General features: G+C 24.1%; 24 protein-coding genes. 3 read left to right on the top strand and 21 right to left on the bottom strand.

The window, feature by feature from the left end:
* The 9 genes from ABDZ71_RS19875 to ABDZ71_RS19835 all read right to left on the bottom strand — a co-directional run.
* A partial coding sequence (locus ABDZ71_RS19875; protein WP_343764677.1) for an ATP-binding cassette domain-containing protein occupies positions 1–336 on the bottom strand: 336 nt, incomplete at its 3' end.
* Between the two features lie 139 nt (positions 337–475).
* Positions 476–721, bottom strand: coding sequence for a plantaricin C family lantibiotic (locus ABDZ71_RS19870; RefSeq protein ID WP_343764675.1), 246 nt, complete (start codon positions 719–721; stop codon positions 476–478).
* Positions 722–800: 79 nt separating this feature from the next.
* Positions 801–2,987, bottom strand: coding sequence for a peptidase domain-containing ABC transporter (locus ABDZ71_RS19865; protein WP_343764673.1), 2,187 nt, complete (start codon positions 2,985–2,987; stop codon positions 801–803).
* A gap of 27 nt (positions 2,988–3,014) precedes the next feature.
* Positions 3,015–5,939, bottom strand: a complete 2,925-nt coding sequence (lanM, locus tag ABDZ71_RS19860) for a type 2 lanthipeptide synthetase LanM (protein WP_343764671.1) — start codon at positions 5,937–5,939, stop codon at positions 3,015–3,017.
* Between the two features lie 106 nt (positions 5,940–6,045).
* Positions 6,046–6,222 (bottom strand): class II lanthipeptide, LchA2/BrtA2 family, encoded by a 177-nt coding sequence (locus tag ABDZ71_RS19855; RefSeq protein WP_343764669.1) that lies wholly within the window; start codon positions 6,220–6,222, stop codon positions 6,046–6,048.
* A gap of 28 nt (positions 6,223–6,250) precedes the next feature.
* Positions 6,251–6,436, bottom strand: coding sequence for a hypothetical protein (locus tag ABDZ71_RS19850; RefSeq protein ID WP_343764667.1), 186 nt, complete (start codon positions 6,434–6,436; stop codon positions 6,251–6,253).
* Positions 6,437–6,498: 62 nt separating this feature from the next.
* Positions 6,499–6,675, bottom strand: coding sequence for a hypothetical protein (locus tag ABDZ71_RS19845; protein WP_343764665.1), 177 nt, complete (start codon positions 6,673–6,675; stop codon positions 6,499–6,501).
* A 244-nt stretch (positions 6,676–6,919) separates the two neighbouring features.
* Positions 6,920–10,027 carry a type 2 lanthipeptide synthetase LanM family protein gene (locus tag ABDZ71_RS19840; RefSeq protein WP_343764663.1) on the bottom strand — a complete coding sequence of 1,036 codons (3,108 nt, stop codon included), beginning with the start codon at positions 10,025–10,027 and terminating at the stop codon, positions 6,920–6,922.
* Positions 10,028–10,480: 453 nt separating this feature from the next.
* A complete protein-coding gene (locus tag ABDZ71_RS19835; protein WP_343764661.1) occupies positions 10,481–11,179 on the bottom strand; it encodes a hypothetical protein in 699 nt (232 codons plus the stop codon).
* Between the two features lie 312 nt (positions 11,180–11,491).
* Here ABDZ71_RS19835 and ABDZ71_RS19830 point away from each other — a divergent pair, with 312 nt between their 5' ends.
* A complete protein-coding gene (locus ABDZ71_RS19830) occupies positions 11,492–12,067 on the top strand; it encodes a site-specific integrase (RefSeq protein WP_343764659.1) in 576 nt (191 codons plus the stop codon).
* Between the two features lie 112 nt (positions 12,068–12,179).
* Here the strand turns inward: ABDZ71_RS19830 and ABDZ71_RS19825 are convergent, their stop codons facing one another.
* The 6 genes from ABDZ71_RS19825 to ABDZ71_RS19800 all read right to left on the bottom strand — a co-directional run bounded on the left by ABDZ71_RS19825 (position 12,180) and on the right by ABDZ71_RS19800 (position 16,478).
* Complete coding sequence (locus ABDZ71_RS19825) at positions 12,180–13,214, bottom strand: replication initiation protein (RefSeq protein WP_343764657.1); 1,035 nt, start codon at positions 13,212–13,214, stop codon at positions 12,180–12,182.
* Positions 13,215–13,616: 402 nt separating this feature from the next.
* Positions 13,617–14,480, bottom strand: coding sequence for an NmrA family NAD(P)-binding protein (locus ABDZ71_RS19820; protein ID WP_343764655.1), 864 nt, complete (start codon positions 14,478–14,480; stop codon positions 13,617–13,619).
* A complete protein-coding gene (locus ABDZ71_RS19815) occupies positions 14,477–14,896 on the bottom strand; it encodes a MarR family winged helix-turn-helix transcriptional regulator (protein ID WP_343764653.1) in 420 nt (139 codons plus the stop codon). The genes ABDZ71_RS19820 and ABDZ71_RS19815 overlap by 4 nt, the downstream gene beginning before the upstream one ends.
* Positions 14,897–15,210: 314 nt before the next feature.
* Positions 15,211–15,657, bottom strand: coding sequence for a hypothetical protein (locus tag ABDZ71_RS19810; RefSeq protein WP_343764651.1), 447 nt, complete (start codon positions 15,655–15,657; stop codon positions 15,211–15,213).
* 2 nt (positions 15,658–15,659) lie between these two features.
* A complete protein-coding gene (locus tag ABDZ71_RS19805) occupies positions 15,660–15,857 on the bottom strand; it encodes a helix-turn-helix transcriptional regulator (RefSeq protein ID WP_343764649.1) in 198 nt (65 codons plus the stop codon).
* A 186-nt stretch (positions 15,858–16,043) separates the two neighbouring features.
* Positions 16,044–16,478: a hypothetical protein gene (locus tag ABDZ71_RS19800; protein ID WP_343764647.1), complete on the bottom strand. Its 435-nt coding sequence runs from the start codon at positions 16,476–16,478 to the stop codon at positions 16,044–16,046.
* Between the two features lie 837 nt (positions 16,479–17,315).
* Between ABDZ71_RS19800 and ABDZ71_RS19795 the strand changes: the two genes are divergently transcribed.
* Complete coding sequence (locus tag ABDZ71_RS19795) at positions 17,316–18,344, top strand: replication initiation protein (protein ID WP_343764645.1); 1,029 nt, start codon at positions 17,316–17,318, stop codon at positions 18,342–18,344.
* Between the two features lie 257 nt (positions 18,345–18,601).
* Here ABDZ71_RS19795 and ABDZ71_RS19790 read toward each other — a convergent pair whose 3' ends face one another.
* The 6 genes from ABDZ71_RS19790 to ABDZ71_RS19765 all read right to left on the bottom strand — a co-directional run bounded on the left by ABDZ71_RS19790 (position 18,602) and on the right by ABDZ71_RS19765 (position 23,217).
* Complete coding sequence (locus ABDZ71_RS19790; RefSeq protein WP_343764643.1) at positions 18,602–18,934, bottom strand: bacteriocin immunity protein; 333 nt, start codon at positions 18,932–18,934, stop codon at positions 18,602–18,604.
* Positions 18,935–19,138: 204 nt separating this feature from the next.
* Positions 19,139–19,423, bottom strand: coding sequence for a bacteriocin immunity protein (locus tag ABDZ71_RS19785; RefSeq protein WP_343764642.1), 285 nt, complete (start codon positions 19,421–19,423; stop codon positions 19,139–19,141).
* A gap of 174 nt (positions 19,424–19,597) precedes the next feature.
* Complete coding sequence (locus ABDZ71_RS19780) at positions 19,598–19,834, bottom strand: hypothetical protein (protein WP_343764640.1); 237 nt, start codon at positions 19,832–19,834, stop codon at positions 19,598–19,600.
* Positions 19,821–20,708, bottom strand: a complete 888-nt coding sequence (locus ABDZ71_RS19775; protein WP_343764639.1) for a ParM/StbA family protein — start codon at positions 20,706–20,708, stop codon at positions 19,821–19,823. The genes ABDZ71_RS19780 and ABDZ71_RS19775 overlap by 14 nt, the downstream gene beginning before the upstream one ends.
* A 615-nt stretch (positions 20,709–21,323) precedes the next feature.
* On the bottom strand, positions 21,324–21,875 hold the full coding sequence (locus ABDZ71_RS19770) for a TetR/AcrR family transcriptional regulator (protein ID WP_343764638.1): 552 nt from the start codon (positions 21,873–21,875) through the stop codon (positions 21,324–21,326).
* Between the two features lie 145 nt (positions 21,876–22,020).
* Positions 22,021–23,217: an MFS transporter gene (locus tag ABDZ71_RS19765; RefSeq protein ID WP_343764636.1), complete on the bottom strand. Its 1,197-nt coding sequence runs from the start codon at positions 23,215–23,217 to the stop codon at positions 22,021–22,023.
* 351 nt (positions 23,218–23,568) lie between these two features.
* On the opposite strand from ABDZ71_RS19765, the gene ABDZ71_RS19760 reads away from it, so the two are divergent.
* Entirely contained in the window at positions 23,569–24,099 is a 531-nt protein-coding gene (locus ABDZ71_RS19760; protein WP_343764634.1) for a sigma-70 family RNA polymerase sigma factor, read from the top strand.
* Positions 24,100–24,346: the final 247 nt, after the last annotated feature.

Raw genomic sequence — 24,346 nt, 5'->3', positions numbered from 1 at the left:
TATCCTTTTTTCATCTAAATTTAATACTCTTTTTATTATTCTTAAATTGTCATAAGCAGTTAAATTACCATAATATGATGGTGATTCAACTAAAGCTCCAACTTCTTTTAATATTTCAATTCTGTTTTTTTTAATTGATTTTCCCAAAATACTAACTTGACCTTCTGTCATTTTAATTAATCCAAGTAACATACGAATAGTTGTAGACTTTCCTGCTCCATTTGGTCCTAAAAATCCATATATACATCCCTTAGGAACTTTTAAATTTATTCTTTTAACTGCTTCAAACTCTTTAAATTTTTTACTTAAATTTTTTGTTTCAAGTATATACCCCATTTAGCTATACTCCTTTATTTATTAAATATTAATACGACACTTACTATAAAAAAACATAAGTGTCGTATTTTATTACAAAACAATAAACTTGTATTTTTCTAAATTTATTAACTAAATCTTAATTATATGTTTATGTTAGTTAGCAACCAAAAATTCCACCTGATCCATAGCTTATCCAATTACATATTCTTTGACACTCTCTACTCCAACTACATTTACTGCCAGAGTTACCTAAACCTTCACTATTATATGCTTCTGCTCCTGATATATTTAAAGAAAAATCTTGTTCTGAAACTTCTAGTAAAAGATCTCCTGCTGGATTTTTTTCATTATTTGAGAATTTATTTTTTAAAACTGGATTTTTTAACATGTTTACACTACCCATTTCTTTTTCCCCCTCTATAAAATAAGTTAATACAAGTTTATTGGTTACTGTAAACTAAAATTTTATATTTCGTTTTTACTTAAATAACTTTTTTGGTTTGTACTTCTTTTATTGATTCTTTATCTTCTTGTTGATAATTATATAACTCACAATATTTCCCATTTATTTTTATTAATTCATCATGAGTTCCTTCTTCTACAATTTCACCATTATCCATAACAAATATTTTGTCTGCATTAATTATTGTAGATAACCTATGAGCAATTATTATTCTTGTACATTTATTTTGTTTAAAATATTGAGATATTTTAAATTCATTTATTGAATCTAATGAACTAGTTGCTTCATCCATAATAATAATTTTGGGATCATTTACAATTGCTCTAGCAAGTGCAATTCTTTGTCTTTGTCCTCCAGATAAATTACTTCCCATATTTGATACTAAAGTATTATATCCCATAGGCATTTCTTCAATTTCCTTATCAATTTGTGCAATCTTACATGCTTTTTTTACCATATCAAATGTTACAAACTCTCTATTCATTCTTATATTTTCGTAAATATCTTTATTGAATATTAATATTTCTTGTGGTATGAAACCAATTTTCCTACGAATTTTTTTTAAATTAGTTTTTTCAACTGGTACGCCATCAAAAGACAAATTTCCTCTTTTAGGCATATATAATCCTATTAACATTTTACCTAAAGTACTTTTACCAGAACCTGATTTCCCAACAATAGCTATATTTTCACCTTTTTTTATTTTCATATTTATATTCTTTAAAACATTATTAGAATACTTAGTAAAAGAAAAGTCAATATTTTCCAACTCAATAATACCTTCTACATTATTCTCAAAATTATTTTCTAGTCCTTTTTCAATATTTTGATCGGTTATATCCTTAATTCTTTCTAAATATTGAGATACTAATGCAAAATTATTAACTGATGAAAAACAAGTTATTGCCAGAGAAAAAAACATATTAGCCATAGTATAAAATGATATCAATGTTCCTAATGTAATATTACCTTTTACATAAACTAATACCCCTATAAATAAAATTGCAAATGGTACTAATGTCTTCATCAAAGTAGCAATCATATTATATATATTTTGGTGTATTTCTCTATTTTTAGACTTAGAAAGAGTTAAATCAAATTGATTATTCCATTTATCATAAGTTTCATATTCAATACCTGATGATTTAATTATTTGAATTGAATTTATCATTTCAATTTGTAAAGTTTGAAGTTTAGAACTTTCAATTATTTCATAACTATTGTTTTCTAATATCTTCTTATTAGCTATATATAAAATAACACCTGTAATAATAAATAATGTTATTAATAAACTTGTAAGAAATACAGACTTACTAAACATATATACTAGAATTACTAACATAGTACCAGAATCAATAAAAAAACTAATTAATTTTTCAGAATAAAGATTTCGAATAATTGCTAAACTCTCTATTCTAAAAATTATATCTCCAATTGACCTATTTTCAAAAAATTTATAAGGTAGTTTTAAAAGATGATTAAATATATCTTTACATAATACTTTATATATTAAAAGTTTAAAATCGACTTGCTTTCTTCCTGATATAAAAATTACTAAACCATAAATTATAAAAGATGATATAATAATTAAATACGTATTTTCATTCAATATATTATTAATATTTCCCGAAGAAATGCTATCAACAATACCTTGTATTAAAATTGGAAAAAGTAATGTAATTAAATATGATAAAGCTGAATACAATATGATTTGAAAAAGTAATTTTTTATCTTTAAACATAAGATAAAGATAATGAAACCATATATTTTCTTTGTTTTTAATTGGAACAAAATCTTCAGATGGAGTTGCTACTAATGAATATTTTGAAAATTTTTCTTCCAATTCATGTATACTTATTTTCCTTCTACCTATCCCGGGATCTACTATAATTGCAGATTTCTCATTAATTTTTTCTAATATTACAAAATGCTTTTTTTCCCAGTATATTATTGCTGGAAGGTTTATATTTATTAATTGGTCAGCATTACTTTTATATGCCTTTGTATCAAATTTAAGATTTTTCAATAAACTAATTATGTTTTTTAAACTTAATCCATCTCTACCTACATCTGTATATTCTCTTAAGTCACTAAGCGGTCTACTATCTCCATAATATTTTAATAACATTACCACACAACAAAAGCCACATTCAGTTTGTATTAGTTGGGGTACATAAGGAACTTTTCGTTTCGTTTTCAATCTCATATATTATTATTCCTCCATCAAAATATTTTAAAATACCTCCAGTGCTAAAACTGATGGGATATTATTGTTATATAATCTTAACAATTCATATCCAATACCTGAAATACCTAACATAAAATTAATAGTTTCTACTTTCAATGGATTTGCACATTTAATTCCATTTTTAACCATAGCTTCACATTCTTTATCTGCAATATTATATATTATTTTCAATAAAGATTTATCATGATTTTTTTTAGCTATTACTAAAATGCAATCTAAATTTCCAAAAATACCGTGACATATGCTATCATTTTTATTTGAATCAAACCCATCTTTTAAAATTTTATTAAGTCCCATTTCTATATTATTATCAAGTATTTTTTTATCTTCTTTTTTTAAATATTGCTTTGCTAATATCCTTGCCAATGTTATTCCTGCCGCCCCATGACACCAATATACTGGATCAGCCAAATTAGTATTGCTTCTTAAATCCATCCAATTATTTCTTTTAAAGTCTATGTATTTATTTTCTATGTTTATTAAACTTTTTGCTAATTTATAATACTTATCATTATTAAGGTAATATGCTAAAACAAATAACGCTGTACTATATCCCGCATAACCATGAGAAAATCCAGTTAGATGTTTCTTTGATTTATCTTTTAATTCAAAATATAATTTTTCACCACATTTATTCATTAGGTCTAAAATAAAACTATCTCTTTCCTTTAAATAAATATTTGACAGTAAAATACTTAATCCTGCTGCTCCATGTATAACATCAAATTCTCTCTCTGTAAAATCTAGTTTTAATATTTTTTCCAGACATTTTCTATATTTATCATAGAATTTTTTTTCTTTAAATATAACCCATAAATTGTAGTAAATATATATTAAAGAACCTATACCCGTAAATACACCACTAGATTTAATTTCAGATATTGAATCCATATATATCTCATCATATCCATTCAGTATTCCATCAATAATCTTTTTATAACTACTACCTTTTGTTTCCTTATATAATGTTGCAAAAAATAATACTATTCCTAACCCTTCATATAAATTTCTATTTAATGAACCATATTTTATAGCTCCATCATTTTGTGCATTAAGTGCCATAAATGTACATTTATCTTTTTTAGAATTCCAAATACATAAATTTTGCAAGTAATCTGCAATTTTTTTAGAAATTTCGATATATTTAATTTTTTTATCATTACTCACTTTAAAATCATTTAAAATTACACTTGAATAATTTTCTTTATATTTATTTGAATCTTGAATTTTTATCAAACTTGCAATAGAAGATTTTAAATAAAGTATCTGTTTTTGTTTATCCATTTGATCAGCTAACTTAATTCTATCTATAATCAATTCACACATGGTTTTATCATAGTATCTAGGAATACATGTACCATCAGCACCATAAATATCTTTACTATTAAATTCAGTCCAAAAATATGGAACATCATTTACATATAGTTGAGATATTTCTGATTCTATTCTCTTTCTTAATTTATTACTAATTTTACTATGTCCAAATAAATAAGAAAAAATTTTATTTCTATTTTCAAACTTACTAGTATATAAAGGGTGGATGGCGGCATCTAAAAATTTAACGTACTTTGCTGTTGCTCTTAAAACTTGTCTATACTTCCCTTTAAATATTTTATTATTTTTAATTAAATCTATTAATTCTTCTCTTTTTCCTATAATAAATTCATACCCTTTATCTAAACCCACAATTATATATGATATATAATCTTTAATTTCAATTAAGTTGCCTTTATATTTAACTCTATTTTGTTTCTCATCAATATTAGCTTTAATTTTTTGATATCCGATTTCATCTGTTCCTACATTAATAATTTTTGATAACTCAATATCATTTTCTGAATTAAGGCCACCATTTAATCCACTCATATCAATTGGGAAATTAATCATTTCTAAGTTTTGTGGAATCATTAAAGTTCCATAAATGGAATTTTCAACTTCCATTGCAAAATTTCTTGAAATTAAATTTAAACATTTTTCGTTATCTAAAGTATTTTCTCTATTACTAATTATTGTTTCTACATCTATTGGGACAGGATATCCTCCGTGTGCTACAATATTCTCATAATGAAAATCTTTAGATCTTATCAAATTAAATACTGCTATTAACATTCCAATTCTAAAAAAATAAGCTTTTACTTCTTCCTTGCTTTCACATTCCTTGTAAGTAATAAATTCCTGCCATCCATAATCATTTTTATTTATTGAATTAGCAGTTTTAAGATCATACTTAAAATAATTTGATTTATTTATATAATCTACTAACCTATTAAAAGATTCATCAGAATCCATAGAATGTGGTTTGTAAACAATTTTAATCCCTTTATCAAATTCTAATATAATTACAGACTTTCCATTATTATGCGTATCACCTTCATCTAGTAACAATTTATTTATAAGTTTTATATCTATATCAAACTTATCAGTTATTTCTATAAAATCTTTTTTTAATCTGATTAAACATTCCTTAATATGAGCTAATTTAGTATTAATTTTATTAATAATCAAATAGTCTAATACTGGGTTTTCTTCAATTATTTTCAACTTCATTTTTCCATCCAAAAGATTATTAAAATAAGAATATCTATCAACTTTTGTTTTCCCTACTAACTCCCCTTTTTCTTTCATTTTATATATTTCAGATATTAAAATTTTATTACATATTCCAATCATATCATTTCTAAATGACTCCATACAATTTAATAAAATTTTATCTACATTTATGTTAAATTGTTCATTACTAAATTCTGATAGTATATTATTAAGTTGAAATTCAAAATATTTGATAAATTCTTTATAGAAATTATCAAATATTTTACTTTCTTCTAAATTTTCAAACTGAGTATTATATGTGTTTTTGCCAGAAAAATCTAATACTTTTTTTATTTCATTTATATAATTAACCTTTAACATTTTGTACTTCCTCTCAAAATAACATCATTATATTAGTATCAATTTCAAATACAAATTAATCTGCTATAATATTTAATTTAAATTTCTATGCTATTAACTGATTAAACTAACAATGTCCTGAACATGCACCAGTTGGGCATCCTACTACTGAAAGGGCAACAGTCACTGCCCCACTAACAGCACATGCCAAAGCAGTAAAACCTCCAGCTTCTTTTAATTCATCAGCTGTTTCTTGTAATTCTTCTACTGGAACAAAACCAGTTAATTTTTCATAATTTTTCATAACTTATCTCTCCTCCATTTATTGTTTATTAATCACAATAGCTTGTACATGCACCTGTATCACAAACAGCATATGTTGCAATACTTATAGTAGCCTTTGTAATTGCAGTAGCTATAGTTATTGTTGGGGTTCCTGCTCCATTTGGGATTTGAGCTGACGCTTCTTCTAATTCTTCTGCTGAAATAAATCCAGTTAATTTTTCATAATTTTTCATAATAAACTCCTCCTATATATTGATACTTATAATGATTTTTTTGTTTATACTAATCTTATAAATTATTTACAGTGGCCTGTACATGCACCAGTTTCACAAACTACTGCACTAGCAACCTTAATAGTTAAACCAATTGTTGCAGTTGCAGCACAAGGAGTTCCTGTTCCTCCGAAATCATCAGAAATTGATTCCAAATCACTTATTTTTATAAGACCTGTTAATTGTTCATATTTTTTCATATAATTCCCACCTTTAGTAATAATTAATAAAATTGGTAGCTTATAATTCGTTGTGTAGTATTATATAGTACCTATCTGTTTTAATATATTTAACTCTAATTTACTGAATTATATCAATTATATGTAGATACCATTCTATACTACTCAACATTTATTAAAGAACCATAAAATTATATAAAATCTTTACTATAATATAATAATTTAAAATATATAGCAGATTAACTTTGTATACTTAACTAAATATTTATTCTAACCATAATACAGAAGGTATGTTATATAATGATGAAAATCTTAATAAAGAATAGCCGAATCCTGATAATCCAACCATTAAACTATAAGAATCAACCCCCCTAAAAGATTTTCCCTTCCACCTTTCTTTTATTACAGTTTGATATATTTCATCAAAAATTAATTTACAATCATTCCTCAATTTTTTTTCTTCTAAAATTTCTGATGCTATATATAATACTTCTAAATTTCCTAAATCTCCATGACATAATGAAGGATTATTACCAAAACTTTTGCTTTTTGTTGTATTTAAAGCAGATTGAATTTCTTTTTGCCATTTATAATCATTAATTCTAAAATCTTTGGCTAAACACTTACTTAATAAAATTCCTGGAGCTCCATGACACCAACCATAACAAATTTGTTCTTTTTTATTATCCTTATACCAATTTTTATATTTATCTATATATAATGCTCTTTCAAATTTAAGAGCTTGATCTATAACAACCTCTAAATCTTTCTTATTTTCTATCCAATTCTCATTTAATAATCTACTTAAATAAGCAATCATACCTGCATTTCCATGAGAAAAACCAGTGCTTTTTGTAACATTTCCCCATGATACTCCACCAATATCAACTTTTTTCTTTTCATTAATCAAATGAGTACAACATTTATTAATAATTGATTTCATTACCCTATTTAAGTTTGGATAATTATTTGATTTTATTATAGGATGTAATACAGCAATGCATCCTAACGCTCCTCCCATTAAATCATATTGTTTATCCATAAACACTATTTCATCTAAATAATTTACATACTTTTCTATATATTCCTTATCTGATTGTCTTTTGCCATATTGTACTAGTTTATCAAGTACATATATAGTTCCACTTATACCACTAAAAGCCCCTATTGATAGTGGGTATTTAGGTTCAATACTATCTATAAACTTCCTTCTAGATTCTATGGCTTCACTAGCTGATTGTATAAATTTATCTTTACCAGTAACATAACCTAAATATATTAAGAATAATGCAACTCCACAATTGCCATTATATAAATCGTCGCCAACAGGATTTATACCTACTCCCACTTCATTTCTTCCTGCTAAAATAGGACTCACCCATGTTCTATTATTTTCTACATCCTTATCAACAATACTATTATCAATAATATAGTTTCCTATTTCTATAGCTAAGTCAATATACTTTTTACTATAAATTTCTAGCTGATTATTATTAATTTGATGAAATTTTATTGGAGTTATATCTTTATGATAATCACTTTTTTTACTTTCAAATGCTATATGAATAAATCTTAATTGCAAATATAAGTCCTTTTCTGAAAAATTCATTATTCTCTTATAAACAAGTTTTAATGGAGTTTGATCTAAGTAATCTATGCATATATTTTTTTTCATATCATATATGTTTTTACAATCAAGTCTACAATTAAAAGAAGGTACTTCATTGTTCATCAAATTATTAAACTCTAATCCTACTATTTGATTTTCACTATCTTCAACATTACTAAAAATTCTACTAAAAAATACTATTCTATCTTCTTCATTTCTTAATAAATCCGGATGATAGCTAGTATTAAGAAGTTGTGTATAATTTCTAGTTGGTCTAAATATTATTCTATTTATATTCCCTTTAAAATTATCCATTATCCAATTAATATACTCATTTTTATTTCTTAGTATTACATTATAAGAAGCTTTAAAACCAGACATTATCTCATTAACATAATTTTCAGATTTCTGAGCTTTTCCTCTTAGTATAGGATTATTTTTTTCTGGTAAAATATCTAAATTATCTCTTGCTACTTCTATATGATCAGTACCTCTATTTTTAACAACATATGATTTAAAAGGAGATTTTTGTATTTTCGATCCACCAAGTCCACTTATATCCATAACTTCATCTGAAACTGATTCATCCATTAAAAAATGTGGTAATATCCCTATTGATTGTACTGAATTTTCAATAATATTATTAGCAAGTTTTTCAGATGAAGTTTCAAATTTATAAGAATGAATCTTTACATAAGGATGAAATAATGTTTCTAAATCAACTAATATTGGATTACTTCCTTCTGCAATAATATTTTGAGAATGAAAATCCACTGCATTTAAGGAATGTAAAACTGCAATTAATTGTCCTACTTTTACATAGAACCTCTTTATCTCTTCTATATTTATACATTGATCATGATTTATATACTCAATTAATCCGAAAGTATCATTATTAATTACTTTAAGTTTTTTAATAGGCAAAATTTGATTTTTTCCTTTTTTCTCTATCCATTCTAAGGTCCTTTGAAACATAGAATCAATAATTGAATTTCGTGGCTTATATACTAATTTAAATCCTTTTATGAAATTAATTATTGAAACACTTTTTCCAGACTTATGTTCATCCCCCATACCAGTTTTTATACTAATAATTTTCAAATCTGTTAGCTTCTTTTTATAAATTTCACAAATATTGCCTAACTGGTTTTTTATATTTTTTAAAATTTCATAGTTATATTCAAAATATTTATTAGTTTTTTCTAATAAAATCTTAGTTAGCTCTTTATATTCAGAATATAAATTACAAAGGTAATCTTTATCATTCAATAATCTATAATTGTAATATTCAAAAGTATTACTTCCCGATACATTTCTAAGTTTATTATTCATTCTTGCAATATTAATTTCTAAAATAAGAGTTCTTGAAGCGTATATAGAAAGTTTTTCCAAGGTACAAAATATAAGATTTTTAAAAAACACATTAATATCATCAATAATATGTAAATTTTGTATTTTCTTAAACCATTTATTAAGGTTTAAATTTATAAAGGGCTCATAAAAAAAATAAAATGGTATTTTATCTCTGAATTCTAAAGCAAAGTCATCTAACTTATAAAATTTTTCATTTTTTAACACTTCGTCAAACTCATCATTAACTATTTTTTTATTAATTAAGGTATTTGCTAAGTAATCAATATCTAAATTAGAAGCTTTTTTAACTAACTCTTTTAATGCTTTTTCATTCTTAACTTCTGGTACTATTTGTAACCAATAATCTTTTATATCTTTTGAGTCGATTTCTATATTTTTAATTTTCTCCATAAATACAAATCCTTTATTTATTTAATATTTTAGTATATTTTAACATATTTATACATATATGTAAATATTTTTTTATAATTTATATAATATTTGTAAATATATACATTTTTTAATAAAGTATCACAATATATTAACTTTGGATACATACTATATCTTGTTTATTTAGTTTATTATAAAATATTTCATATTTAAATTTTTAGTTTAAAATAAATACTTCTATTCTTCCAAACATTTTTATTCATATTCTAAAAACTGTTTCTTACTATAATAATTTCTATAGTATTATTTTCATTAATTCTATTTAATTTTAAAATTCTTATTTATAATAAACCTTACTTTTTATAACTTATAAAAAATAAATTGGTGTAATTTAGAAAACTACACCTTACATAAAATAATAAATATATAGTTATAATTATTAAATTTATATTTTGTTTATCATTTTTAATACTTTTATATATAAATAAATGATGAAATTATATCAACTATAAAATTTAATATTGAAATTGATTCAATATTATTAATAGATTTCTTTACGATTTTAAATTTATTACTTTCATCTTTTTTATATATTGTTTTCATTTTATTTTTTATAATATTATAATCATATTGTGAAAAATATGTCATAAGCATTTTATTATTATCTAACAATATAGATAGATACATAGTATCTGTAGATATATAACTATCTTGTAGTAACTCAATTCTTAATTTTTTGATAAGTAAATCTCCAATATTTTTATAGTCTATATAAGTTTTCTTAGAACCACTAAAAAAAGAGTATTCTTTTTGAACCTTTAAAATACCTTTATTTATAATACTTTCTATTATACAATTATAGATATCTTTAAGTAATTTTGAATGAAAATAAAAATATTCAGTACATTTTTTTAATTCTTTTAATCCTTTAGATTTTATCACTTCCAATACAATATCATTATATTCTATTCCAGTTAATTTAGAATTCTTTATAACAATTTTTTGATTTTCTTTAAAATAAATTTTATCTTTTAAATACAAATCAACCAGAATAGCTGCTACTGAATAAATTTTACTATTACCAATTTTAACTTTTTTATTTTGTGCAAATTTTTTACCAATAAGTTCTAAAATAATATATTGTTCTGTAATTGGTAAATCTAAGTTCTTCATTTTATAAACACCTCCATAAATTGTATCTATTATTTACTATATATAATTTTGTAAAATTTGTAAAATAATATATGATAAAACTTATAAAAAAATTATAATAACACAAACATACTAATCCACTGTAAATAATTAATAAATATACAAATTTACCTTAATATAGTTTTTGACAAACTCACAAAACAGCATCTAGCTATTGGTACCTCTAGCTTTCCTTTAAATTTATAAAGGAAAGTTTTATTTTTTTATATTTTAATTTGTCATATTATATAATATAATATTACTATGTAAAACTATTAAACTAAGGAGGAAATTATGAATAACGTAGAACCAATTAGAGATAAAAATAAGATTTTAGATGTTAAAACTTATCTTAAAGGAAAAAACTTAAGATCCTATGCAATGTTTATAGTTGGAATTAATGTAGCTTTAAGAATAACAGACCTTTTAAGTTTAAAATGGAGTGATGTTTTAAAAGAAAATAAGAAAACTTTTAAAGACATAGAACTATTAGAAGGTAAAACAAATAAACATAGAAAAATCAAATTAAATAAATCTGCAAGAAAATCTTTAACTGAATTAATGGAAAGTCTTCAACCTATTAATATGAATGATTTTATTTTCAAAAGTCGTGAAGGAGAAAATAAACCTATAACAAGACAGCAAGCTCTTAACATATTAAAAAATGCAGCAAAATCTGTTGGGGTAGAAGAAAATATCGGAACCCACTCTTTAAGAAAAACTTGGGGGTATCAGGCTTGGAAAGCTGGATTTAACCCTGCTATTATAATGGAAACTTTAAATCATAGTAATCTAGCTATGACTAAAAGATATTTAGGTATTAGACAAGATGATGTGAATGAACTTTATGATAAATTAAATATTGGGTAAGTTATACTTTAGAAAATACATGATAGCAGGAATATTAAAAAGTGTTACTTTTAAATCTATAAGGTAACACTTTTAGACCTATTAGTAACACCTATGTACTATGTACTCCTTGTTATTCCCCTTTAACTGACCACCTTAACAAATTGTTTTCTAGCTTTTTAAAATCATAACTTCTTTGGGGAAATTCATTAAATCTATCTACTTTTTTAAGTTTTATTTTTTCTACTGGATCATCATAATTAATTGAAACGGCTTTTATAAGCCAGCCTACTATGTTTTTTATAGGTTCTCTATTAAACTCAGACCTCTTATACATTTCTTTTATTAAATCAATATCTCCCTCTGCTGCATCATATATTTGTTTGGCCTGAAGGCTAGTTATTTTTTCACAAAGTATTGATTTTATTTCATCTATGTAATTAAAATCTCTATCTTCTTCTAAAGATAAAGCTGTTTCTTCTTTAGCTTTATTATATACATTTGACTTAATTAAAAATTTAAGAGAAGTTACTTTTCTTCCTGTCTTTATTTCCTCAAATTCAAAACTTATATCTGTTTTTTGTTTAAGTTCTTTTTGTGCTTGTAATATAACTTTTCTTTTAAAATCAGCATACAATGTATAAATTTTTTCTGCCTTTAAAAGTTTTCTAAGCTCTTCAACTTCAATCTCAATATATCCTTGTTTCTTAAACTTATTACATTTTAAAATCTCATATATTCTAGGTGAATACTTACTTTTCATACTCAAAATATTAGCTAATTGGTATTGGGTAAACTTTTCCTTTAATTGAAGCATATAAGGCTTCAAATCTGGATTAAATTTAAGTGTTACCATTCCTGTGCCTTTTTCATATATAACACCACTTACCCATGCAGTTTGAATTATTCTATTTCCTTCTTGAATTTCAAAAACCTTTTTCATTAAATTCTTAGTTATCTTAGGTATTTCAGTATATTTGGTTTTAGTTTCAATACCTAATAGTTTCATAAAATCAGCTATTTTAAATATGTAAGGCTTAAATTCTTCATCATTAGGTTGAACCATACTTGCTAAAGTTAATATTATCTTTTGTTCTTCTAAACTTAAGTCATAATTGCAGTTCATAATAAAATAATTTGATTTAGTTACTAAATACTTTTTATCCATATAACCACCTCATAAGAATATATTACTAATTAAGTATTACTATGTCAACAACTATATTGTAGTCATATTTAAGTACGGAAAGGTCATATTTAATACAAGTTTCGGTACGGAAAAGTCATACTTAGGTACGAAGAAGTCATATTTAAAAGATATCTAGGTACGCAAAGGTCATACTTAAGTACGGAAAAGTCATATTTAAAATTTAAAACCCTTGATATGACTAAGTTAGAGGCATGTCCAAATCATTTAAAACAATAGTTATTAAAACATATAAAACAACTACTGTGTTTAGTAGTTGTTTTCATATATATTTTTAACTTACTCTAAAAATTTTTAGCTTTATACTAAATAACTCTATATTACATTAATATTAAAATTTTAATCAAAGCTATTATGTATTTTTTAAACAAAATCATTTATGTTGTTTTTTACAAACTCTTCAAATGTATGAGGTTTTCTCCCTGTCAGTTCATAAAAACTATTTGTAATTTTTTTAGCTGTCCCCATTCTTGTCATAAAATATAACGCAACAGTTATATTTACATATGTTTTATCAAGACCTCTTTTTTTAATATAATAATTTCTATATTTTAAAAAACCAGGTTTTGTATACTTTATTTTTCTTCCTGTTATTTTACTTAATATTTCTGCTACTTCAAAGTAGTCTAAAGCTTCTGGACCTGTTATTGTATGAGCAGTATTTTTGTATTTTCCCGGATTGTGAAGCAAAATAGCTATTGAGCTTCCAATATCAGCAGCATCTATAAAGCTAGTTTTACTTTTTCCAGCAGGTATAAAAATTTCATTTTTTTCTTTAATTTCAACACAATGAATTCCAGATAAATTCTGCATGAAAAATCCTGGTCGAACATGGGAATATGGAATTTCTAGTTTTTCAATATATTTTTCAATTTTATGATGAGGAGGTATTGTATTACTTTCAACTCCCATTAAAGAAAGAAAAGATACAAGTTTAATATTATGAGCTTTAATTTCATCAATAAATGGATAAAGATCTTTCGGTTTTCCAAGATGAGGTGGTCTCATAAGAAACACTCTATCTACACCATCTAAAGCTTCTTTAAAGGTAGTTCTATCTGTAAAATCAAAATATACTGAATCTACTTTATTTCCAAATTTAACATCTAATTTTTTAATATTTGTACCTGCTACTTTTACTTTTTCATTGAATTTCAACAATTCATTTACTACATAACTTCCTACATTACCTGATGCTCCCGTTACTAATATCTTTATGGTGATCACTCCTCACTCAATATTGTATTTGCTTCTTTAAGCAATTTAATAAATAATTTAAATTCTTTATTCCCCATTTTATTTTGAAGTATTTCTATAGTTCTAAAATACTCCTCATAGGTGTTTTCTAAAAGCTCATATCCTTTTGTAGTAATTTCTAAAATATAACTTCTTCTATCTATTTCTGATTTTATTTTTATTAAATAGTTCTTTTTAACTAATGAATTAATAATATCTGTAACAGAAGGTTTAGCTATTCCAAAAAAATTACTTATCATAATTGGAGTACTTTGTTCTTTGTTTTTTTGAATATATATTAAAACTCCCATTTCACTAGCTCTTATAGGTAAATCTCTTTTTAAATTCATTTGAAGACGACAAAATCTCGATATAACATTCATATATACATTTATATTATCTTGCATAAGCTCACCTCAATATAGTTAGTTAGACTAACTATATCTTATAGTATGAAAAAAACTTTGTCAATCGGTAAAAAACTAGTAATGTATTTCAAATTTTTTACACTAAAAAATCTGTAATATCATTAATATCTTTATAAATACTCTTATAGTTATGAAAATAATTATAAAATATCTACTAGACAACAATTCTTTTTATAACTTACTACTAAAAAAAACCTACATTATATATGTAGGTTTTTTTATGTTTTATAAAAGATTTATATAAATTTACTATTATTAAGTTATATTTAACTATCAAAAGGTTATATTTAAAGCTAATCATTCACTAGATTTTCATTTTCCCATCTATTACAAAGTAAATTAAGAAAGTTTTTATAAAAAGTAACTAACAAAGTTGTTACCACAATTGTAGTTATCAAATAAATGCCTAAGGAAACCTTGTCTCCTATAAAATTATAAATACAATTAAATAAGTACACAATAAAAAATCCTAAAGCAAATCTAGAAGTTCTAATATTTTTTCTTGTAAAATTGTATCCACCTTTCATAGAAAGTCTTATATCTCTATAAATTGGAACTATTAAAAGAAATGCTATTAAAAAGTTTGCTCTTTCTCCAAAACAATATCTTCTATATAAATAATAAAAAAGAGCTAGTGTAAAACCTATATTATAAACTTCAGTAGAAATTTTATTTTCTATCTGATCTATTCTTTCATCATTATAATTTAAATCTAACTGAAAAAACCCATATTTTCTCATTGTTAATCCTCCTCCCAAAACAGATCATTTAAAGTTTTATTTAAAGCCTTACATATTGATATACATAGCTTTAAAGATGGATTAAATTTTTTAGATTCTATCATTCCAATAGTTTGCCTTGTAACTTTAACTTTTTTTGCAAGATCTTCTTGGGATAGATCACATTCTATTCTAGCTATTTTCATTCTTTTATTTTTCAATTTATCCTCTCCCAAATTCCATATATTTTGTAGAAGTATGACAATAACAAAAACTATTTACTTTTAATATAAGACAAAGTTAATTCTCTATAAAATTACTATAAAGTTCAAACTCATTGATTATATACAAAAGCTTTTCCTATTTAACATATTTATTAGTACTAGAAAACTAAGTAGTTAATCTGCTTAATCAGTTTGAAATTTAGATTTGTTATTTATGTATAATATTAATTTTAAATACCCTTTATATATATAGAAAGAAACAAAAATAAGAATAAAAAAACATATATTTATTTCAAGCTTATAGATTAAATACCTTAATATTAAAGATAATCCGCAAACACCTATTGTATCTTTTAATCTAGTTTTTATATAAGATTTTTTCATAGCTAGTCTAATATCAATATAAACACTATCTAAAGCAATAAATAATATCAAAGGTGTTTCATTATTTTTTAATATCATAAGATCATATAAATACCATATACTTAAAATCAGATAAATAATATTGCGTTGTTCTTTATATATATTGTTATAATTATTACGTATCCTTTCATCATTTTCGATGTACTCTTCTTCCATATAAACATCTACTATTTTATTAAGCTTATTAAACTTCATAATATGTCCTCCTAAATATGCCTAGTGCTATAGTAATAAATGTAAAACTATATATAAATAGTAAAATATATTTATGGTAATGTCAACTATATTTTACAAATATTAATAAAGCCATAGTTATATGAAATAATTAATCTATAAAAATTGATCTACACTATCTTTTATCAGCAACCTTATCTGTTGTTGTTGTTTTAATCTTGTTTTAATCTTGTTTTATACTTGTTTTCCGTATGCTACAAGCTAGTATTACCAAGGGGTGTAGAATTTAAAAGACGAGAGATTGTATGTTAACAACGAGAGATTGTATGTTAATGACGAGAAATTGTATGTTAAAGACGAGAGATTGTATGTTAAAAAACGAGAAATTGTATGCTAACAACGACAAAGTCTACCTTGTCGTTGTTTCCTTTTTTTCGTTCAAACAACGAGAAATTGTATTACTATAATATAAATTTAATTTTAAAAGAAATAACTTGAATTACTAATTCAAGTAATACTATTTTTTTAGTATTAAAGTAACATTTTTGAACCTTATAATAAAAAGAATTTCTTAAAAAAGTAGCAACCCTCTAGTTGTTGTTTATATGTTTATATATTGTTTAATATGTTTATATGTTTAAGAGGAGCTTCTAACCCTTGATATTACTGGGTTTAAAAATTTTAATGTAACAAAAACGGACTTAAAGGTAACACTTTTGGACCTAAAGGCAACTTTTACGGACCTTACAGTAACAAAAACGGACCTAAAGGTAACGTTTTTGGGCCTAAATGTAACATTAAATAAAACTGTTGCCTTTATTGTTATATTAAACTAAAATATATTATGAGGTGACTATTATGATAGATAAAAATCAGGTTACAAAAGCTAATGATTTAAATTTAAGAGCTTACAAACTTAGTAGAATAGAACAATTATTTTTATTATCAGTAATTTCTTTAGTTCAACCTACTGACGAAGATTTTAAAACCTATAAAATAAATATAAAAGATTTTATAAACTTATTATCATTAAAAGGAAAATCTAAATACTGTGATTTACCCAAAATAACAAAAAGCTTAATGACAAAAGTTATTGAAATTAAAAGATCCCATTCATTACTTCAAGTATGTTGGTTTTCTTCAGTAGAGCATAAAACAGGGGAAGGTATTATAGAAGTAGAATTTAGTCCTAAACTAAAACCTTATTTATTAAATTTAAAAAACAATTTTGTTTCCTATTCTCTAAATCAAGTTTCAAATCTTTCAAGTAAATATTCTATAAGAATATATGAATTATTAAGGCAGTTTTCTTATCAAAAAACAGTTAAATTTAATTTAGAAGAGTTTAGACTTTTAATAGGAATAGATAGTGGAGAATATCCACGATATAGTAATTTAAAACAAAGAGTTTTAAATAAATCTAAAAAAGAAATTAGTAAAAAAACTGATATAGATTTTAATTTTGAAGAAATTAAATCTGGCCGTAAAGTAATAGGAATAAAATTTTACATAAATAAAAACAAAAACAATAAAGCAGTGGACGAAATTGCAATGTCTTTAGACAGTACTTCTACAGAAAATGAAATACATAAAAATAATGAAAAAAATTACATAGAAAAAGTAAAAAGTATAATTAAAGAGCCTATAGATAGTGATGATGCTCATAAAATATATAAAGCTTCTAATGGAAATTTATCATTAATAGAAAAGATATATGAAAAGTCTAAAAAATATGATATAGACAGCATTGTAGCTTTTATGATAAGTGGCGTTAAAAGTAATTATAAAGATGATATAAAAAGTGTTAAAAAGGATCATTTCAATGACTTTGATCAAAGAACTTATGATTTTGAAGACCTTGAAAAAAAGCTTTTAGGAATTAAATAAAAAAAACCAGATATGCTATAGCCCTATTCAAAAGATATTTATGGCTAGTATAACTGGTTTTTATTTTATTTAAATTAAAAGTAAAAAATTATATTTTATAAAGGTAATAAAAATGGACCTAAAGGTAACACTTTCGGACCTAAAAGAATTTTTTATGGATTTTAGGGTAACAAGAAAGAATGTATGAGTAACATTTTTGGACCCATGTATAACAAAAAGCATATGGTTACCAACTTTTTAAATATTAGAGATTAAAACTACTTACTAATCCACATATTTGAAATACCTAAAGTATTCATTTCTCCCCAAATTCCTTTTGAATGTGAAAATTGGTCTATTTTATTAAGAATATCAGCTTCTTCTGCACTTAATTTTATTTTATCTACCAAACAAATTGTATGAACGTTTTGAAATACTGCTCTTGCTTGAAGTTCAGGTGTCTGGGCCACATTTTCAACTCGTTTAATTGCACTATTTAAAAGATCTACAATTTGAATATATCTTTTATCTTTAGAAACTTCTTCAAGAATCAAACTTTTAAATTCATCAAATAAGCTAATTATTTTTTGTTCATCTTTTTTATTTTTCATATATAAATTACTCCCTTATAAATTGATAAAAGAGAAGAATTACCTCTCCTATTACTAATAAATACATATGCATAAAAAGATTGTGGCTGTGCTTGATTAGCTACACTATGTAAGCAATATTGATTAAAGTATTAGCTTTATTTTTAAATGAGTTAATGCAAGTAAACCTATAGTAATACTTTTATACCTCTGTATTTTTAAAAATTAAAACCATGTAATAAATGAAGCAATTCCTCGATACTCAGATGCACCCTTTGCTATACCATTATATAAATCTAAAACTGATTTTGGAGCTTTAAAATTGTTATGGCGAAGGTATGTTGTGATAGCATTTGTTAGTTTTGTACAAACTAATCTATACTCTTTTCCATTTTCTAATTTATTTTTATAAGACGTTAAAGTATCATTTAATTCTTCATTACTTTTAACCTCTGGATCTTCTAAAGTTTTTTGTAGCTTTTCTATTAAATTAGAATATTTTTTATTCATTTAATATCCCACCCTTCTCTATAAATTGTACTACTTTAGTTATTTAAAATAAAATTTAAATAACTAAAAGTCACCAGATAACATATAATTTTATATTATCTGGTGACTTTATATTGTTTCTAGCCATATAAGTCTTTTTTAATCTTATGAAAATACAAAGGGATTTTCATATACTTATAGATTCAAGATATTATCTATCTCGTCTTTTACATCGCTATCCATTGCTTCTTCTGAGTTTTTATCTTTATTATCTTTTTTATAATCCTTTTTAACTTCTATATTTTCAGTATCTTTGTTTATTAGATATGTAAGATACATTGAAAAATTTCCGGAAAACATTTTTTCGCACTTAATTTGTGCCTTTTCAAATACTTCTTCATCAATACTAATATTTTTTCTAATTCTCGCCAAACTTTTCCACTCCTATCTTATAAAAGGCTTTTGAATTAATATATATAGTATCTTTATCTAAATCCTGTTTTAAGAATCTTGAAAGTCTTAGAGCTCCTCCTCCAACATAAATATGTTTACTTATGTTATATTCTTGGATACCTTTTAATCTATTTATTATTAATTTTGTATGCCTTTCTAATACGTCATCTATTAAGTTTTCTATATCAACGGATTTGTTGTCTTTAACTATAGTTTTACTATCTAATATATCGTCTACTTTAAGAAGGTCATAACTTACACCGTATTCACTTTTTATCTTTTGAACTAAGGTATTACCCATAACATTCATTCCAAGTTCTAAAGTGTCTAATTTTCTAAGTTTTTTGTTATTAAAGTAACTTATGTCTACAGTAAATCCACCAACGTCTATAACACAAGTATCTCCATTTAACCTATTTGGATCTAAAAGAAGTATACCTGCAGATTGTGGGAATACAATAACATCTGTTATAGTAAATCTCTTTGGAACATCATTTAAAGTTAAAGTAACTTTTTTGTTCATTAATTCTTTTATTAATTCGTCCTTTTGGCTTTGGTAATATTGAGCTGGAAGTCCTGTAACTAGTTTAACATCGTCTATATTGTTGTTTTTCATTGCTTTGGCTATTGCTGTATAAAGGCATAATTTAAAGTTTAAAGAATGTATCTTATTTATATCTGTAGCATAAAGTCCATTGTTTTCTCCTATAGTATAGTTTTTTCCATTGTACTCTACTTTAATACTATTAGAAATATCTAATACTTCTTCTTCTATTGTGGATTTAAAACTAAATTCTGAATTTTTTCCATAAACTTTTGTATGAGAATATCCTACATCTACACCTAATATCATAATATTACCTCCTGCACACGTTGTGTGTATAATATACACATATTGTGTGTATAAATTTATTTTTTTGAGCTTATTTATAGTATATCATACACACGTTATACATACAATATGTGTATTACGTGTGTATCCCAAAATTTGTAATAATATTTATTTTCACAGCAAATTTATTAAAATATAAGCTTTAATATAAAAAATTTATAGACTCTGGATATTAAAATAAATAATAAGCAAAAGATGGTATAAATATTTTATGAAATACAATAATTTAGATTCTACTAATGGTTTTCCTATTAATAAGACTTAAGTAAAAAGTAGTTTTCAAAATAGATTAGCATACTTACTTATTTATTTTTCAAACTGTGCCTTACATTATAATTTTGACGCTTTTAGTAATGAAAAGGTATGTTCTTAGATAAATATGTAGAAAAGCCCAAAAAGGCCCTTACGAGTCCTCACATATTAATAAATAACTTTTTACCCTTTTATTATCCTAGCTAAAGGGCTAATTTAAACTAAAAAATAAAATAGCTATAAGTATTTTTCTAGCTATTTTAAGATATTTTTATAATATATATTTATTTTTATACAAACTCACGAAAACTTTTAAGTTGTAGTTTAGTTTTTTAAAATACCATAAAGTAATATCTTTAAAGTATCATCCATTGCATCTTTCATAGTTATATTGTTTTTACTTAAAAATTTATAATCTAAAAGTGTATTACTGATGCTTTCTAATATAAAACTTATAATATGAATGTCTATATCCTCTTTAAGTTCACCTGATTTCATAGCTTCTTTTAATGTATTTTCTATAAGTTTTAATTTTAAATCTTTAAGTGACTCAATCTCCTTCCATTTTTCATAATAAAACTTATAGGCTTCATCTAATATGCTAACAGGAAGCTTATATTTATGATAAGAAAAAATTATTGAATTTAACTTATCTTCTAAAGAACCTTCCTTTTCTATAGCCTCCATAGTATACTTTTTATCACTTTCAATTATTTCTTTAAAGTATTCATATATAATATCATCTTTGCTTTTAAAATACTTATATATAGTTTTTTTACTTATTTTAAGATCTAGAGCTATTTCATTCATAGTAAATTTTCTTAATCCGTGGGACTGTATTTTAAAAGCAGCAACTTTCATTATTGAATTTTTCAATTTATCACCTCCTATAATGAATATATAGTAAGTTTCACTATACTTTTTATTTGTCATTATTTTTTAATATATTTATAATAAAACGCCGTATATTAGTTTAATTATCTATAATTTAAACTATTTAATTTTAAAGGGCTAATTATTTCTATTTTACTTTTAATTCTCTAGATAAAATATTTTTAGGTCTTTTTACAGTAAATATGCCAAGTGCACATATTAAAATTATTAAGAACAATTCCATACTTTTATGATTAGTCCATAAAGCTCCTGTAATTACAGAGCCTACAAAGGAGCCAACATATTGAAAACTGTTTATTATACCATTTGCAGTTCCTCTATAACTATTTTCTGCGATATCATTTGCAACAGAAGGTATCACAGTAGCTAATAGAATATATCCTGTCATAAATAATATACTTCCTATTAATATAAAATAAAAGGAGTTTTCATTAAAATAAAAACTTATTCCTACAGCTGCCAACACAAAGGCTACTATAATTAAGCTTGAACTATAGCCTTTTTCAACTAATACAATAGACTTTCTCATAAATATTATTGCAATAATAACAGCTGGCATAAAAATCTTCCACATACCACTTGATCCAGTAATTGGCTTAAGGTAAATAGGAACTATATAAAATACGGCAACCATTATATAATTATTTAAAAACCCAGCTATATTAAGGCCTAAGAACTTCTTATTCTTTAATAAAATCTTTACTCCATCTTTAATTTTAACTTTATTTTCAGTTGGTTTATGACATTTCTTAGTATGATCTTCTTTTAAAAAAAATAATATAATAAACCATACTAATAAAATTAAAATAGCACATACTAGAAACATTTGTCTTACAGATAAATAATTATTGATTAAAGGACCTATAGCAAAGGCTGATGCTGCTGCAAAACCTATGATTATCCCTAAAATACTTAAAGCTCTAGGCCTTTTTTTATTATCTACACTACTACTAATCCATGAATATCCAGTAGCTAACACAGCTCCACTTCCTTGCAAAGCTCTAGCAAAAATAAGCATATATATACTTTTAGAAAGAAAAGCAATAAAGAGCCCTACTATTACTTGTAAAAGTCCAATTAAAATCACCGGTTTATTTCCTATTTTATCGCTCCATATTCCAAAAGGAATTTGAAATACAGCTTGCGTTAAACCAAACATACCAAGGGCTACCCCTGCTAAAGTTGCATTACTATATAGTAAAGTTTTGCTATAGGTAGAAATAAAGGGCATAACCATAGTCATTGCCATTTGTCTAATACCTAAAGCTAAACTTATTGTAATTAAAAATAAAATCTCTTTTCTAGAAAATACCTTGTTTTTCATTTTTAAACCCTCTCTTTCAATCAGGAAACCATAAAAACTTAAATGGTTTCCTTGTTGAAAGTATAGTTTTTATTCCTTTAAATGTCAATATTATTTATAATTCATTGCTTTACCAAATTAATACAATAAATTTATCCCCCCCTTCGCTTTCTCCGAGAAGTTCCATAGTTTAAAGTAACACCTTTAAAATCATGTTATATCAATATATAATTCTATTTTTTTATTCTGTTAAATAAAGCTATAGTTACAAAGGTGTTACTTTAAAAATAACTCTTTAGTAACTATAATTTACTTTTATTATTTTTAGATGTATAATATTGGTAATTTATAATTTAAGGCGGTGATACGGTAGTGTATGAATATGTTAAAAGGTATAAACAAGGCGATAAAAAAGCTTTAGACATAATAATAGATAACTTTGCTCCTATAATATTTAAGGAAGCTTCAAAATACAAAATAAAGTGTTACGACTATGAAGATTTAGTTCAACATGGATATCTTTCTGTTATAAAGGCTGTAAACATGTATAAAGGAGATGGAAAAAGCTTTAATTTTTACTGCATTAAAGCTATAAAACAAAATTTCATGGCCCTTTTAAAAGGAGAAATAAAACACCATAGAGAAAGACCTACTGAAAAAGATATATATCCTTATAAATTTACTATTGAAGATGAAATATTAGCTTATGAAAAAACAAAAATATTAAATAAAGCATTAAATTCTTTAGATTCTATTGAAAAAAGCATTTTCTGTGATTTTTATATTAAGGAAAATACACTTGAAAATATTTCCAAGGAAAACAACAGAAGTTACAATAACATAAAATACAGAAAAAATAAGTTAATATTAAAACTTAGAGATGATTTAAAGGATGAACTTTAATATATTTAGTAGTTTATAAACAAGAAATTTTGAAAGACATTATAAAAAGCATATATATAAGTAGAAAAATGATATAACATCATAGATTTTAAAACCTCTCAATAAGCAAAGAATTTATAGTTTTTAAAAATTTCAGTTTCTAAATTCTAATAAACTCGCAAGGCTCAAACATATTAGAATTTTATACGAAACTTCATTTTAAAAAACTTAAATTCTAATGCTATTTCGGAAGGTGTTTAAAATCAAT

It is taken from the genome of Clostridium oceanicum, from assembly GCF_039521385.1.
In the GTDB taxonomy this organism is placed as follows: Bacteria; Bacillota; Clostridia; order Clostridiales; family Clostridiaceae; genus Clostridium_F; species Clostridium_F oceanicum.
This window is presented reverse-complemented; position numbering and strand designations above follow the sequence as displayed.

Bases quoted from the DNA above. Each gene is read 5' to 3' on its own strand.
- ABDZ71_RS19800 (WP_343764647.1), bottom strand. From the start codon at position 16,478: ATGAAGTTTAATAAGCTTAATAAAATAGTAGATGTTTATATGGAAGAA.
- ABDZ71_RS19845 (WP_343764665.1), bottom strand. From the start codon at position 6,675: ATGAAAAAATATGAACAATTAACAGGTCTTATAAAAATAAGTGATTTG.
- ABDZ71_RS19865 (WP_343764673.1), bottom strand. From the start codon at position 2,987: ATGAGATTGAAAACGAAACGAAAAGTTCCTTATGTACCCCAACTAATA.
- ABDZ71_RS19775 (WP_343764639.1), bottom strand. From the start codon at position 20,708: ATGATATTAGGTGTAGATGTAGGATATTCTCATACAAAAGTTTATGGA.
- ABDZ71_RS19840 (WP_343764663.1), bottom strand. From the start codon at position 10,027: ATGGAGAAAATTAAAAATATAGAAATCGACTCAAAAGATATAAAAGAT.
- ABDZ71_RS19790 (WP_343764643.1), bottom strand. From the start codon at position 18,934: ATGAAAAATAAAAAAGATGAACAAAAAATAATTAGCTTATTTGATGAA.
- ABDZ71_RS19785 (WP_343764642.1), bottom strand. From the start codon at position 19,423: ATGAATAAAAAATATTCTAATTTAATAGAAAAGCTACAAAAAACTTTA.
- ABDZ71_RS19815 (WP_343764653.1), bottom strand. From the start codon at position 14,896: ATGCAAGATAATATAAATGTATATATGAATGTTATATCGAGATTTTGT.
- ABDZ71_RS19825 (WP_343764657.1), bottom strand. From the start codon at position 13,214: ATGGATAAAAAGTATTTAGTAACTAAATCAAATTATTTTATTATGAAC.
- ABDZ71_RS19810 (WP_343764651.1), bottom strand. From the start codon at position 15,657: ATGAGAAAATATGGGTTTTTTCAGTTAGATTTAAATTATAATGATGAA.
- ABDZ71_RS19830 (WP_343764659.1), top strand. From the start codon at position 11,492: ATGAATAACGTAGAACCAATTAGAGATAAAAATAAGATTTTAGATGTT.
- ABDZ71_RS19870 (WP_343764675.1), bottom strand. From the start codon at position 721: ATGGGTAGTGTAAACATGTTAAAAAATCCAGTTTTAAAAAATAAATTC.
- ABDZ71_RS19855 (WP_343764669.1), bottom strand. From the start codon at position 6,222: ATGAAAAATTATGAAAAATTAACTGGTTTTGTTCCAGTAGAAGAATTA.
- ABDZ71_RS19765 (WP_343764636.1), bottom strand. From the start codon at position 23,217: ATGAAAAACAAGGTATTTTCTAGAAAAGAGATTTTATTTTTAATTACA.
- ABDZ71_RS19850 (WP_343764667.1), bottom strand. From the start codon at position 6,436: ATGAAAAATTATGAAAAATTAACTGGATTTATTTCAGCAGAAGAATTA.
- ABDZ71_RS19795 (WP_343764645.1), top strand. From the start codon at position 17,316: ATGATAGATAAAAATCAGGTTACAAAAGCTAATGATTTAAATTTAAGA.
- lanM (WP_343764671.1), bottom strand. From the start codon at position 5,939: ATGTTAAAGGTTAATTATATAAATGAAATAAAAAAAGTATTAGATTTT.
- ABDZ71_RS19835 (WP_343764661.1), bottom strand. From the start codon at position 11,179: ATGAAGAACTTAGATTTACCAATTACAGAACAATATATTATTTTAGAA.